This window comes from Streptomyces sp. NPDC044044 (assembly GCF_056434405.1).
The window spans coordinates 399,177-412,066 of record NZ_JBWKFG010000010.1 but is presented as its reverse complement, the minus strand read 5'-3'; the positions used below and the strand labels follow the sequence as shown (position 1 = coordinate 412,066).

Below are 12,890 nucleotides of genomic sequence, written 5' to 3'. Positions count from 1 at the left end.
TCTCACAGGCTCAGCTCCGGGTGCAGCCGGTCCAGGGTCCACACCTGCTTGCGGCGCGCGGAGAGCGCGGTGAGCGCGAGGGCGCCCGCGGTGAAGGCCGTGAGGACCACGCACGCCTGCCAGACGGGGCCGAGACCGCCGCCCGTGATGAGCCTGCGCAGGGCGTCGACGACGTAACTCATCGGCAGGAAGGGGTGGATCGCGCCGAAGAACGACGGACTCGTCTGGACGGGGTACGTGCCGCCCGCCGAGGTCAGCTGGAGCATCAGGGCCGCGAGGACGAGGATCCGCCCGGCCGCCCCGAAGCGTGCGTTCAGCCACTGCACGATCGCCGCGAAGCAGCACGTCACCAGGCAGAGGAAGCCCACCGTCCCGGCCGCTCGCGCCATCTGCAGGCCAAGGCCCCAGTGCAGGACGGACATCAGGGCCGCCGTCTGGAGCACGCCCAGGGCGGCGACCGGCAGCCAGCCCGCGAACGCGATCCGCCAGGCGGAGGCGCCCGCGGCGAGCGCGCGCCGGTTGAGCGGCTGGATCAGCATGTACGCCACCATCGCGCCGACCCACAGGGACAGCGGGATGAAGTACGGCGCGAAGCCCGTGCCGTAGTTGGGCGCCTTGTGCATCGACTGGGAGGCGAGCTGCACCGGGTCGGCCATGACGTCGGTGCGCTGGTCGCGGTCCTTCTTGCCGTAGTCGGGGATCTTCTTGACGCCGTCGTGCAGCCCGCCGGACAGCTTCTCGGAGCCGTCGGCCAGCTTGAACAGGCCGCCCTTGAGGTCGCTCGCGCCCGTCTTGAGCTTGCCCACGCCGGTGTCGAGGTCCGTGGCGCCGGTCTTGGCGGTGCCGAGGCCGGTGTGCAGCTTCTTGGCGCCCTTGGCGACCTTCCCCGCGCCCGTGTTGAGGTCGTTGATCTGGGTGACGGCCTTGTCGAGGTCCTCGTTCAGGTGCGGTGCGCGGTCGGCGAGCGCCTGGGACTTCTTCTGCAGCGTGTCCAGGTGCTTGCGGATCTTCTTGACGTCGCTGTTCTGGTCCTTGACCACGGTGTTCATGTCGTCCGCGATGGTCGACACGTTCTCCGCGGCGGTCTTGGCCTTCTTGAGCTGCGGGCAGCCCGGGTCGGGGACGGGGAGGTTCTCGCAGCGCTCCGTGTAGAGGCCGCCGATGATCTCGGACCCCTTCTTGGCGCCCTCGGCCGCCTCGGGCGCCAGCTTGACCCAGGTGTCCAGGTTGCCGCGCAGGGCCTTGGAGGAGTCGGCGACGAGCTGGGCCGTGTCGCCGATGGTCTTGCCGTTGTCCTTCAGGAAGGGCCGCACCTGGTCCGCGGTGCCGTTGACCTTGTCGGCCAGCTTCTGGGTGCCGTCCGAGACCTTCTTCGAACCGCTCTGCAGGTCAGCGGCGCCCTTGTCGAGCTTCTTGATGCCCCCTGCCAGGTCGCTGCTGCCGTCCTTGGCGTCCTTGAGGCCGGTCACGAGCTTCTTCGAGCCCTTCTTGGCCTCTCCGATGCCGCTGTCGAGCTTGTCGGCACCCTTGGCGGCCTTCTCGGTCGCCCCGTGGATGTCGGAGAACGAGATGAAGATCTTGTCGAGGAAGGAGCGCGACGCCTTGGTGGAGGCCGCCGTGCGCACCTCGGAGAAGACCGTCCGGGAGATCTGCCCGACGATGTAGTTGTTGGCGTCGTTCGTACGGACCCGAAGAGCGCCCGTCTCCGGGGAGTCTCCGGAACTGGACGCGATGCGCTTGCTGAAGTCGGCCGGCATCGTCAGGGACAGGTAGTACGTCCCGTCCTCGACGCCCTTGCGCGCCTCCGCGGAACTCACCTCGTGCCAGTCGAAGGTCTTGCTGTCCTCGAGCCTGTCGACGATGCCGTCGCCCACCGCGAGCTTCTTGCCCGAGGCCGTGGCTCCCTTGTCGTCGTTGACGAGCGCCACGGGGATGCGGTCGAGACGGCCGTACGGGTCCCAGAACGAGCACAGGTACAGCGCCCCGTACAGCAGGGGCAGCAGCAGGAGCGCGGCGAGGGCCGCGCGCGGCAGCTTCCCCCTGCCGAAGCGCCTGAGCTCAAGAGCGGCCAGCTTCGGCGAGCGCATCCGCCGTCTCCTTGTCGTCGTCGTTCGAGTCGGCCGGTTCGGCGGGCTTTTGGTCCGTGGACACGGCGACCGCGTCCTCGGGTGCTTCGCTGCACACGGCGACGACGGTGGTGCCGCTCTGTGCGAGGGACCTCAACAGGGCCCAGGCCTCGCCCCGTTCGGCCTCCGAGAGCTTGAGGTCGACGTCGTCGACGCCCAGCAGCCGGGGCCGCCCGATCAGGGCGAGCGCCACGGAGAGCCGCAGCGCCTCCAGGCGCTCCAGGTCACGCACGGAGGTCCGCCGTCCCTTGGGCAGCGACTCCATGTCGAGCCCGGCCGCGGCCAGCGCGGTGTCGATCCGCAGCCGTGCCTCGTTCGCCCGCTCGGCGCGCGGCCTCAGCAGACCCCGCAGGGATCCGCCGAACCGCCGCTCCAGAAGCGCCCGTTCGTGCAGATGCTCGGCCACGGTCAGCGCCGGATCGAGATCCGTCACGCCGGGCACGGGCCCGAGCGCGCTGATCCGGCGCACCGCGGCGAGCTGCTTGGGCAGCGGGAAGCCCCCCACGGAAGCCTCGCCCTCCGTGGGGCGCATCCGCCCGGTGAGCGCGAGCAGCAGACAGGTCCGGCCCGATCCCGAAGGCCCCTCGACCGCGATCAGCGACCCGGGGCCGGCCTCGACACCGACCCCGCGGAACGCCCAGCCCCGCGGTCCCTTGAGCCCGAACCCCCGCGCTGTGACGGCGGCTCCCCGCGCGCCGTCGCTTGGCCCGTCCACAGTTCCCCCTCGCACCCTCTTTTGAACTGACTGGTCAGTGCAAAAACTAGCCCGAACCTACGATCGAGGCAAAAGCGCAGGTCAGAGCCGATTGTCAGTGGCGTACTCCACGATGGGCACATACGGCCACCACGCCGTTACGCGACGACAGGAGGTTCGTCATGGCCAGCACTTCCGCAGCAGCCGCACGTCGGCACCGCCCCGTCGGCCCTGCCCCTGTAGCCACCGGCCCCGCGAGCGACGTCCACCCCGTCCTGCGCCGGGCCACGGCCCCGCCCGCCGCACTCGAACTGCTCGCCCAGGCCCGCGCCGGCATCGACGAGGCCGCGCACCTGGAGACTCCGAACGAGCGCTATGCCACGGCCCATCTCGCGGCCCTGCGCACCGCGGCCGCGGTCCTCGCCGCCCGCGGCCGCCCCGAGACGACCACGCGACGCAGGCAGCGGATCCGGAGCGCCTGGGAAGTGCTCCCCGAGATAGCCCCCGAACTGACCGAGTGGAGCGCCCTGTTCGCCTCCGGCGCGCCACGCAGGGCCCGCGCCGAGGCGGGCATACAGGGCGCGGCCACCGTCAGGGACGCGGACGACCTGCTGCGTGACGTGGCGATGTTCTTACGCATCGTCGAGCGGATGCTGGTGCTGCAGCCGGTGCTGCCCCAGCCCAGGCAGGAGCCGCCGGACGCGAGCTGAGACGGGTGACGGGGCAGTGGGCCGAAGGCAATAGGGTGGGAGCGCCCGCACCCTCCTTCCTGCGGCAAGAGCAGACGGAGGGAACCCCCTAGCTCCGCCGCGGACATGCGGTGGACGCGCCGAGGAGTCAACTGCCGTGTCGGACCCGATGCGCCCCCGCGCTTCTCTCCGTACCGCCGTGGTCTGGGAGGTCCTGAAGGACGCTCTCGACCGCCGGGTCAAGGCCACGGGCCGGGAGTCACACTCCCTCGACGTGCTCGACACCGGAGGCGGCAGCGGCAACTTCGCCGTGCCCGTCGCCCGGCTCGGCCACCGCGTCACGGTCGTCGACCCGAGCCCGAACGCCCTCTTCGCGCTGGAGCGCAGGGCCGCCGAGGCAGGCGTCGCGGACCGGGTGCGCGGCGTCCAGGGCGACGTGCACGGCCTCTTCGACGTCGTGGAGCGCGCCGGGTTCGACGCCGTCCTGTGCCACGGCGTCCTGGAGTACGTGGACGACCCCGCCGAGGGCGTGCGCAACGCGGTCAGCGCGCTGCGGCCCTCCGGCACCCTCAGCCTGCTCGCCGCCGGCCTCGGCGGTGCCGTGCTCGCCAGGGCGCTCGCCGGGCACTTCACCGAGGCCAGGCAGGCGCTCGGCGACCCGGCCGGACGCTGGGGCGACGGCGACCCCGTGCCCCGGCGCTTCACCGCCGAGCAGCTCACCGACCTCGTCGAGGGCACGGGCATCAGGGTCGACGCGGTGCACGGGGTGCGGGTCTTCGCGGACCTGGTTCCCGGCGTCCTCGTGGACACCGAGCCCGGCGCCCTCGAGGCCCTCCTCAAGCTGGAGGCGGCCGCCGCTGAGCTCGCCGCCTTCCACTCCGTGGCCACCCAGCTGCATGTGCTCGGTGAGACCCGGGATGCCGACGAGGCCTGACGTCGGCCGTGGCTGCCTCGCTGATCAGCGACGCAGCCGCACATGGAGTACGGCACACACCCCCCGAACGGGCTATGGGCGCCGTATGATCGAGGCAGACCGTCCGGCATGCCGGACCGGCCGCTGGGGAATGCACGCTTCAGCGAGCCGGAGCGGCAGGGTGGTCCGGTTTGGCGAAGTTGGCGCAGAGGGGCGGGTTTCACGGGGGCGATTCCCTGCCTATCCTGAAGGGGACCCCCGGTCGCCCCGGCGACTGCACGATGAGGAGGACTCCGTGCCGCTCTCGGAGCACGAGCAGCGCATGCTCGAGCAGATGGAGCGAGCGCTGTACGCCGAAGATCCCAAGTTCGCGACAGCGCTCGAGGGAAGCGGGCTGCGTACGTACACCCGGCGACGGGTCTACCAAGCGGTCGCGGGCTTCCTTGTAGGTATCGCCCTTCTCATGGCCGGAATGGTCGCCCAGCAGATCTGGGTGAGCGTGGTGGGATTCCTCGTCATGCTGGGATGTGCGGTACTCGCCGTCACCGGATGGCGCAAAGCGCCCAAGCCAGGTGAACAACCGGCCGCAGGCACGCCCACGGCACCGGGCGCAGCCCCGGCAGCCCGTCGGCAGACCAGGCAGCGCCGGTCGATGATGGACCGGATCGAGCAGCGTTGGCAGCGCCGCCGCGACGAACAGGGCCAATGATTTTCTAGCTCTTCAGCAGAGCGCACGACCATGCGTAAGGGGTGACCGCCAGGCGGTCACCCCTTACGCATGCCCTCGGCCCCCTCCCGGGAGGGGGCCTCAGCCCTCCTGCTGCGACGGCCGTGACGGTGGCGAAGGCCTCCGCAGCGCCGTCCACCGCTTCGCGATCCGCTCGGACCACCGCTCCTTGAGCGCCGCTCCGCGGTCCGAGACCGCCCACACCACCCGTGCGGCCGAACGCGGGGCAAGCGTTGCCCGCAGCCGTGCCGGACGGCTCGCCGTGGCCCGCAGACCGTCACCGACGCGGTGCACGTCGTCGGCCAGACCGGCCGCGGGCTGGGGCCGTGGCGCGTAGAGCACCTGCTCGACCGCGGCAGCCAGGCGATGGACGGACTCCGCGGGCGCCGCGGCAAGCTGTCCGACGCGGACGATCCGGGCCGCCGCCTTGCGCGGGGTCTGCGACTCGTCCGGCGCGATCCCGTGGTCCCAGGCCGTGTCGGTCACTTCGAGCCAGGCGGCAAGGGTCCGTGCCGCCGCGTCCGCCTCGGTGCGGCCGGGGGAGCCCAGGCGCACCGCGCGGATCCGCTTGCGCCACAGCATCGGCAGCAAGGGCACACCGAGCACCACGAGCGCCCCCAGGGCCACGAGCACGATCATGCCGATCGGCGGACCTTCACCGCCCGAACCGCCCGCGATCGCCGGGGCCGAGCTCGCGCAGCCGCCCTGCCGCTGCTGGTCGGGCGGGCAGCTCGCCGAGGCCGAGGGCACATCGGACGGCGCCGACGAAGAGGTCGGCTCCGGCGACGACGGGTCGCTCGCACCGTCGGACGGGGTGTCCGGGCGCGTGTAGTCCGGCACCGTGCCGCGGTTCGGGGTCGGCTCGAAGCGGGTCCAGCCCACGCCCTCGAAGTACAGCTCGGGCCAGGCGTGCGCGTCCCGCAGACCGACCGACATCGAACCGTCCGCCTGTGCGGCACCGGGCGTGAAGCCCACCGCGACGCGCGCCGGGATGTCCAGCGTCCGCGCCATCGAGGCCATGGCGAACGAGAAGTGGACGCAGAAGCCTTCCTTCTGCTCCAGGAAGCGGGCGATCGCCGCAGGACCGCTGCCCGCACGTACCTGCGTGTTGTACGTGAAGCCGCCCTTCGAGGCGAACCAGTCCTGGAGCTTGACCGCTTTCTCGTAGTCGTTCGACGTGCCCTTGGTGATCTGGCGGGCCTCGGAGGCGACCACGGACGGCAGGGTGTCGGGCACCTTGGTGAACTCCTCCGCGATCTGCCTGGGCGGCGCGGACGCGTTGGCGAGCTGCTCGGCGGTCGGCTGCACGACGAGGCTCTTGACCTCGTACTGCGCGCCGCGCGTCGTCTGCCCGCGGTCACCGACCAGGGCGCGCCCCACCGGCTCGTACCGCCAGCGGCCGTTGATCTTCACCTCGCTCGCCGGGTAGGGCATCGGCAGCCAGTTCTGCGCATAGCCGTCGGCGGCCGAGATGTTCGTCTGGATCTCGCTGCGCGGGACGTCGGGGTAGAGACCGGGCGGGTCCTCCAGGCGCGGCGGTACGTCCTCGATGCTGCGGACGGTGGTCTTCCAGGTCGTGCCGTCGAACTGGTCGAGGGAGACGATCCGCAGGTAGAGGTTCTCGGTCTCCTTGGCGTTCGTCTTGTACGAGATGACCTCGCGGTCGTCCGGTTCGTTCAGGCTGTCTTGGAGGGCGACCAGCGGATTCACCGCCGAAATCGTGCCGCCACCGCCGGAACCCGAGCCTCCGGCGCCACCGGAACCGTCCAGGAGGCCGCCGTCCAGGGCGGGCAGCGCGAGCGGCACCACCAGGGCGATGCCCAGCGCGACCGCGCCGATGCGCCGTCCCGTGCGGACCGGTGCGATGGCGCCGCTGTCGCTCTCCAGGCCCCCCGAGATCCGTCCGGGCGCGCGCGCCGCGCCCCCGAAGACCCGCCCCCACTGGGAGAGCCGGTCCCGGCCCTCGGCGAGGAGCAGCAGGAGATACCCCGCCGCCGCGAGCAGGAACCACAGCCACCCCGCCCCGTCCCCGGAGAGCCCCGCGGCGACCGAGTACAGCGCGAGCAGCGGAAGACCCGCGGGCGCCGCCGTACGGAACGTCACCGCGAGGGCGTCCACCGCGAGGCCGATCACCAGGACGCCGCCGACCAGCATCAGCCGGATGCCGTCACTGAGCGGCGCCGGGATCGCGTACTGCCCGACGTCGTTGCCGCCCGCCTCGAGCAGCATCCCGAACTCCCGGAACACATCGGGCCCCGGGAGCACCCCGCCGATCGCCTGCCCGCGGGCGAACACCAGCGTCAGGAGCAGCAGGGTCACAAGCGCCTGCACCGCGACCGTGACCGGCCGGGCCAGCGGGACCCGCCGGGTGAGCGCGCCCGTGCCGCTCTGCAGCGCGAGCAGGATCGCCGCCTGGACGAACCACGTCGCCGGATCGACGAGCGGCAGCAGCGCACCCGATGCCATCAGCGTGGCCGCCGTGGCACAGAGCGCGAGTCGCGCGCGCCCACTCATGAACGTCCCCCTGTTGTCGTGCCTGTGGTCCCGCCGGACGGGCCGCCGCTCATCCCCAGCCCCCGGTCGTCGTCCCCGCCGCCGGGGCGGGGCCCGTGCTCGCCCGCAGATGGTCCGCCTGGCGCCACAGGTCCACCAGGGCGACCCCCGGGGGTACCGCAACGGCCGTCCAGCCCGCCTCGCGCAGCATCCGGACCCGCTCGTCGCCGGGGCCCGAGGGCGCGCCACCGGGGCCCTGGGCCCAGGCCGTGCTGTCCAGGACGAAGGCGACAGCGGCTCCGCTGCGCTGGCGCATCTTGGCGGCCACCGTCGCCTGCTCCTCGTCGAGGTCGCCGAGGAAGGCGATCAGCAGGCCTTCGTTGCCCCCGCGTAGCACGTCGTACGCGGGTGAGAGCCCCGCGCCGTCCGAGTGGTCGATCACCGCGAGGGTGTCCATCATCAGTCCCGCCGCGTCCGCCGACTCCTGGCTGGCGCCCGCGAAACCGTCCGAGCCCTCGCCCGGCACCGAGTTTCCGGTGTCGGTCAACAGCCGTACCGAAAAGCCCCGTTCGAGCATGTGCACCAGGGCGGACGCCGTGCCCGACACCGCCCACTCGAAGGCCGAGTCGGGACCCGCGCCCCGGAAGGCGTGCGCCCGGGTGTCCAGGAGCACCGTGCAGCGGGCCCGCTGCGGCTGCTCCTCGCGGCGCACCATCAGCTCCCCATAGCGAGCCGTGGAGCGCCAGTGGACGCGGCGCAGGTCGTCGCCGTGGCGGTAACCCCGCGGGATCACGTCGTCCTCGCCCGCGAGGGCAAGGGAGCGGTGCCGCCCGTCTCCGTACCCCTTGGCCTCGCCGGTGAGGCGCACCGGAGGCAGCGCCTCCACCCGCGGGATGACCGTCAAGGTGTCGTACGTCGAGAAGGAGCGGGTCAGTTCGCACATCCCGAAGGGGTCCGTCAGACGCAGCTGCAGCGGCCCCAGCGGATAGCGCCCCCGCAGATCCGAACGGACGCGGTAGGACACCTCGCGGCGGCCTCCCGCCTCCACCCGGTCGAGCACGAACCGGGGCCGCGGCCCCAGGACGTAGGGCACCCGGTCCTGGAGCATGAGCAGGCCCGTGGGCAGCCGCGAGACGTTGTCCATCCGCAGATGGACACGGGCCTCGGAACTGGCGGGCACGCGCGCGGGGGAGAGCCTGCGGCTGCCCGCGACGCGGTAGCGGGTGCGGTAGAGCACCGTCGCGCACACCAGCGGCAGCACGGCGAGCAGCAGCCCGACCCGGAGCAGATCACTCTGGCCCAGGACGTAGGCGCAGACGGCGGCGGCGATCCCGGCCGCGAGGAACGAACGCCCGCGCGTGGTCAGTCCCGCGAGCGCGGTCCGCAGTCCGCCCTTGCCCTCCTCGGCCTGCGCCGGCTGCGGCCCCCCGGCCGCCATCACAGCCTCCGTGCGCCGGGCGGCTGCTGATTGAAGTAGCCGCTGTTCGGCTGGACGGCGGCCGGTACGGGCGTGCGCTGGAGGATCTCCAGGACGACCGACTCGGCCGTACGCCGGTTCAACTGGGCCTGTGCCGTGGGCAGCAGCCGGTGCGCGAGCACCGCCACGGCGAGGGCCTGGACGTCGTCCGGCAGGGCGAACTCCCGGCCGCTGAGCGCCGCGGACGCCTTGGCCGCCCGCAGCAGGTGCAGCGTCGCGCGCGGGGAGGCCCCGAGTCTCAGGTCCGGGTGGTTGCGGGTCGCCCCGACCAGTTCCACGGCGTACCGCCGCACGGCGTCGGCGACGTGGACCGTGCGGACCGCGTCGATGAGCTTCACGATGTCGTGCGCGTGCGCCACCGGCTGGAGGTCGTCGAGCGGCGAGACACCGCCGTGCACGTCCAGCATCTGCAGTTCGGCCTCCGGGTTCGGATAGCCGATCGAGACGCGCGCCATGAAACGGTCGCGCTGCGCCTCGGGCAGGGGATAGGTCCCCTCCATCTCGACGGGGTTCTGCGTCGCCACCACCATGAAGGGGCTCGGCAGCTCATAGGTCTGCCCGTCGATGGTGACCTGGCGCTCCTCCATGGACTCAAGGAGCGCGGACTGCGTCTTGGGAGACGCGCGGTTGATCTCGTCGCCGATCACGATCTGCGCGAAGATCGCGCCGGGCTTGAACTCGAAGTCCCGGCGCTGCTGGTCGAAAATGGACACACCAGTGATGTCCGACGGCAGCAGGTCGGGCGTGAACTGGATGCGTCGCACCGAGCAGTCGATGGACCGCGCCAGTGCCTTGGCGAGCATGGTCTTGCCCACGCCCGGTACATCCTCGATCAGCAAGTGCCCCTCGGCGAGGAGCACGGTCAGCGAAAGCCGTACGACCTCTGGCTTGCCCTCGATCACACCCTCCACCGACCTGCGGACACGCTCCGCTGTGGCGGTCAGATCTGTGAGGCTCGCTCGATCGTCATAGGTCGTCACCCGGCCCTCCTCGGACACGTTCTCCGGGCCGACGCTGAATGTGCGGCCCGGCCCACCCCGAATCACGGACACCGCGCCCGAATGGTTCAGCGCGATGCCCACCCCGCATTCTTGTTGGGCATACCGGGTTGTGTCACTCGCCCGTGGATAACTGGCGGCGATATGTCGCGCCTTACGGCCTTTTGACCGCCGAGCCGGTCCGGAAAGGTCCGGTCAGGACCCGGTCACGCAGGGTCGATCTCCCGCAGCAGACCCGTGGTCACATCGAAGACGAATCCGCGCACATCGTCGGTGTGCAGAAGGAACGGCGAGGTCCGCACGCGCTGCATCGACTGCCGTACGTCCTGATCGACGTCGCGGAAGGCCTCCACCGCCCAGGCGGGCCGCTGGCCGACCTCGAGCTCCAGCTCGTGCCGGAACTCCTCGGTGAGGCTCTCCAGGCCGCAGCTGGTGTGGTGGATCAGTACGACACTCTTCGTGCCGAGCGCGCGCTGGCTGATCGTCAGGGAACGGATGACGTCGTCCGTGACGACACCGCCCGCGTTGCGGATGGTGTGGCAGTCGCCCAGTTCGAGGCCGAGCGCGTCGTGGAGGTCGAGGCGGGCGTCCATGCAGGCGACGACGGCCACGCCCAGGACGGGGCGGGCGTCCATGCCGGGGTCGGTGAAGCCGGAGGCGTAACGCTGGTTCGCCTCGACGAGACGGTCCGTGACGGTGCCGGCGGTGGCTATGTCACCGGTCGGTTCTGCGGGGACGCCGGAGGCATGGCCCGTAGGAGATGCGGAAGTCGACATGACTATGACGGTAGTCGGCACGGATCGCTCGGGCCCGCTGTGAGATGGGACAAAGAACGTCAATGACTCTTGTTGTGAGGCAACCCACAGGAGTGGCCCGCGTGCGCCCGAACGGGTGACGGAGCCCGATCCGCGGCTCCCGCGACGACCCGTCCGCGACGCGCAGGCCAGTTGATTGACCGGGCGACACGGTGGACTAAAGTGACGCGAAGTGGGAGCCGTGACCCTGCTCCCCGCTGGACTGTTCACCCGGGGATTCCCTGAATCCCCCCACGTGCGCGGCGCGTACGTACGGCTCGGCCTCCTCCCGCTCCCGGTCGGCTGACGCCACTTCCCCGGCGCCAGCAGGCCGTTCCCCTTCCCGAGCGGGCGGGGACCCGGCCGTGCGCACGATCACCGCGCCGGATCTGAGAGGGCCCTTTGAGCCAGACCCGACACGTCCCGGTGATGCTCCAGCGATGCCTGGACCTGTTGGCCCCCGCGCTGGCCCAGCCGGGCGCGGTCGTCGTCGACTGCACCCTCGGGCTCGGCGGCCACAGCGAGGCCCTCCTGTCCACCTTCCCGTCGGCCCGCCTCATCGGCCTGGACCGCGACAAGGAAGCACTGCGGCTCTCCGCGGAGCGGCTCGCCCCCTTCGGCGACCGGGCCGAGCTGGTCCACGCGGTCTACGACGAACTGCCCGACGTGCTCGACCGGCTCGGCATCGCGAAGGTCCAGGGCGTCCTGTTCGACCTCGGCGTCTCCTCCATGCAACTCGACGAGGCGGACCGAGGGTTCGCCTACGCGCAGGACGCGCCCCTGGACATGCGCATGGACCAGACGACCGGCGTCAGCGCGGCCGAGGTCCTCAACACGTACGCACCGGGCGAGCTGGTGCGGATCCTGCGTCAGTACGGCGAGGAGAAGCAGGCCAAGCGGATCGTGGGCGCCGTCGTGCGCGAACGCGAGAAGGAGCCGTTCAGCAACAGCGCGCGGCTCGTCGAGCTGATCCGTGACTCCCTGCCGCAGGCCGCCAAGCGCACCGGCGGCAACCCCGCCAAGCGCACCTTCCAGGCCCTGCGCATCGAGGTCAACGGCGAGCTGAGCGTCCTGGAGGCGGCCATCCCGGCAGCCGTGAAGACGCTCGCCGTCGGCGGCCGCATCGCCGTCCTCTCGTACCACTCGCTCGAGGACCGCCTGGTCAAGCAGGTCTTCGCGGCCGGCGCCGCGACGACCGCGCCGCCCGGACTGCCCGTCGTCCCCGAGCGCTACCAGCCCCGGCTCAAGCTGCTCACGCGCGGCGCGGAGCTGCCCACCGAGGAAGAAGTCGCCGAGAACCGCCGGGCCGCCCCGGCACGGCTGCGGGGTGCGCAGCGCATCCGCGAGGAGACTCTGTGAAGTGCTCCCGCCAGGAGGACGTGTGAACGGCGTCCCTGAGGAGGCCCCATGAGCAAGAAGCCCGAGCTGCGCGGGAGAGCCGCCAGGCTCGCGCGGCTGCTGCCGTCGGGGCCGAGCCAGGCCGCGCGCACGCCTTTCGTGCTGCTGGTCGTGCTGCTGCTCGGCGGCGGTCTGATCACCCTGCTCATCCTGAACTCCTCGCTCAACGAAGGCTCGTTCCAGCTGAGCGAGCTCAAGAAGGAGACGACGGAGCTCACCGACCAGGAGCAGGAGCTCCAGCGGGACGTGGACGCCTACGCCGCTCCCGACGCCCTCCAGCGCCGTGCCCGCGAGCTCGGCATGGTGCCGGGCGGCGACCCGGCCTTCCTGAACCCGGACGGCACCGTGCGCGGTGTCCCCGGAGCCGCCGAGCAGTCCGCGCTGCAGACCGACCCGCGCCCGCAGGAGGTCGCGTCCCCTGCGCCCTCGGTCTCGATCCCGGTGTCGAGCCCGTCCCCGGCGCCGCAGGCATCCCCGGCGCCCGCCGCCACACCCGCCGTTCCTCCCGCCGTTCCTTCAGAAGCCCCGCCCACGCCCACCCCCTCCGCGAAGCCCGGCCCCACGACCTCCGGCAGGTGACG

Annotated in this window: 11 protein-coding genes; 5 read left to right on the top strand and 6 right to left on the bottom strand. The window is 71.8% G+C overall.

Annotation, left to right across the window (positions count from 1 at the left end):
• Positions 1 to 2: 2 nt before the first annotated feature.
• Together AC07AG_RS35460 and AC07AG_RS35455 are read right to left on the bottom strand one after the other, a co-directional pair.
• Positions 3 to 2,087 carry a YhgE/Pip family protein gene (locus AC07AG_RS35460; RefSeq protein ID WP_478760490.1) on the bottom strand — a complete coding sequence of 695 codons (2,085 nt, stop codon included), beginning with the start codon at positions 2,085 to 2,087 and terminating at the stop codon, positions 3 to 5.
• Positions 2,059 to 2,841 carry an ATP-binding cassette domain-containing protein gene (locus AC07AG_RS35455; protein WP_478760489.1) on the bottom strand — a complete coding sequence of 261 codons (783 nt, stop codon included), beginning with the start codon at positions 2,839 to 2,841 and terminating at the stop codon, positions 2,059 to 2,061. The genes AC07AG_RS35460 and AC07AG_RS35455 overlap by 29 nt, the downstream gene beginning before the upstream one ends.
• A gap of 161 nt (positions 2,842 to 3,002) precedes the next feature.
• Here AC07AG_RS35455 and AC07AG_RS35450 point away from each other — a divergent pair, with 161 nt between their 5' ends.
• The 3 genes from AC07AG_RS35450 (at position 3,003) to AC07AG_RS35440 (ending at position 5,131) form a co-directional block, all read left to right on the top strand.
• Positions 3,003 to 3,530, top strand: coding sequence for an SAV_6107 family HEPN domain-containing protein (locus AC07AG_RS35450; RefSeq protein ID WP_249590419.1), 528 nt, complete (start codon positions 3,003 to 3,005; stop codon positions 3,528 to 3,530).
• A gap of 136 nt (positions 3,531 to 3,666) precedes the next feature.
• Entirely contained in the window at positions 3,667 to 4,443 is a 777-nt protein-coding gene (locus AC07AG_RS35445) for a class I SAM-dependent methyltransferase (RefSeq protein WP_249590420.1), read from the top strand.
• A 274-nt stretch (positions 4,444 to 4,717) separates the two neighbouring features.
• Entirely contained in the window at positions 4,718 to 5,131 is a 414-nt protein-coding gene (locus tag AC07AG_RS35440; RefSeq protein WP_249590421.1) for a DUF3040 domain-containing protein, read from the top strand.
• A gap of 99 nt (positions 5,132 to 5,230) precedes the next feature.
• Here AC07AG_RS35440 and AC07AG_RS35435 read toward each other — a convergent pair whose 3' ends face one another.
• From AC07AG_RS35435 to AC07AG_RS35420, 4 genes are all read right to left on the bottom strand, one after another.
• Positions 5,231 to 7,663 (bottom strand): transglutaminase TgpA family protein, encoded by a 2,433-nt coding sequence (locus AC07AG_RS35435; protein WP_478760486.1) that lies wholly within the window; start codon positions 7,661 to 7,663, stop codon positions 5,231 to 5,233.
• 49 nt (positions 7,664 to 7,712) lie between these two features.
• Complete coding sequence (locus AC07AG_RS35430; protein ID WP_361045490.1) at positions 7,713 to 9,080, bottom strand: DUF58 domain-containing protein; 1,368 nt, start codon at positions 9,078 to 9,080, stop codon at positions 7,713 to 7,715.
• Positions 9,080 to 10,099 carry an AAA family ATPase gene (locus tag AC07AG_RS35425; protein WP_361045487.1) on the bottom strand — a complete coding sequence of 340 codons (1,020 nt, stop codon included), beginning with the start codon at positions 10,097 to 10,099 and terminating at the stop codon, positions 9,080 to 9,082. The genes AC07AG_RS35430 and AC07AG_RS35425 overlap by 1 nt, the downstream gene beginning before the upstream one ends.
• Before the next feature lie 224 nt (positions 10,100 to 10,323).
• Positions 10,324 to 10,956: a beta-class carbonic anhydrase gene (locus tag AC07AG_RS35420; protein ID WP_478760484.1), complete on the bottom strand. Its 633-nt coding sequence runs from the start codon at positions 10,954 to 10,956 to the stop codon at positions 10,324 to 10,326.
• 357 nt (positions 10,957 to 11,313) lie between these two features.
• Between AC07AG_RS35420 and rsmH the strand changes: the two genes are divergently transcribed.
• Positions 11,314 to 12,270, top strand: coding sequence for a 16S rRNA (cytosine(1402)-N(4))-methyltransferase RsmH (rsmH, locus tag AC07AG_RS35415; RefSeq protein WP_478760483.1), 957 nt, complete (start codon positions 11,314 to 11,316; stop codon positions 12,268 to 12,270).
• A gap of 48 nt (positions 12,271 to 12,318) precedes the next feature.
• Positions 12,319 to 12,888 (top strand): cell division protein FtsL, encoded by a 570-nt coding sequence (ftsL, locus tag AC07AG_RS35410; protein WP_478760481.1) that lies wholly within the window; start codon positions 12,319 to 12,321, stop codon positions 12,886 to 12,888.
• The last annotated feature ends 2 nt before the right edge of the window (positions 12,889 to 12,890 follow it).

Coding starts and splice junctions, on each gene's coding strand:
- AC07AG_RS35460 (WP_478760490.1), bottom strand. CDS start 2,087: ATGCGCTCGCCGAAGCTGGCCGCTCTTGAGCTCAGGCGCTTCGGCAGG.
- AC07AG_RS35450 (WP_249590419.1), top strand. CDS start 3,003: ATGGCCAGCACTTCCGCAGCAGCCGCACGTCGGCACCGCCCCGTCGGC.
- AC07AG_RS35435 (WP_478760486.1), bottom strand. CDS start 7,663: ATGAGTGGGCGCGCGCGACTCGCGCTCTGTGCCACGGCGGCCACGCTG.
- AC07AG_RS35430 (WP_361045490.1), bottom strand. CDS start 9,080: ATGGCGGCCGGGGGGCCGCAGCCGGCGCAGGCCGAGGAGGGCAAGGGC.
- ftsL (WP_478760481.1), top strand. CDS start 12,319: ATGAGCAAGAAGCCCGAGCTGCGCGGGAGAGCCGCCAGGCTCGCGCGG.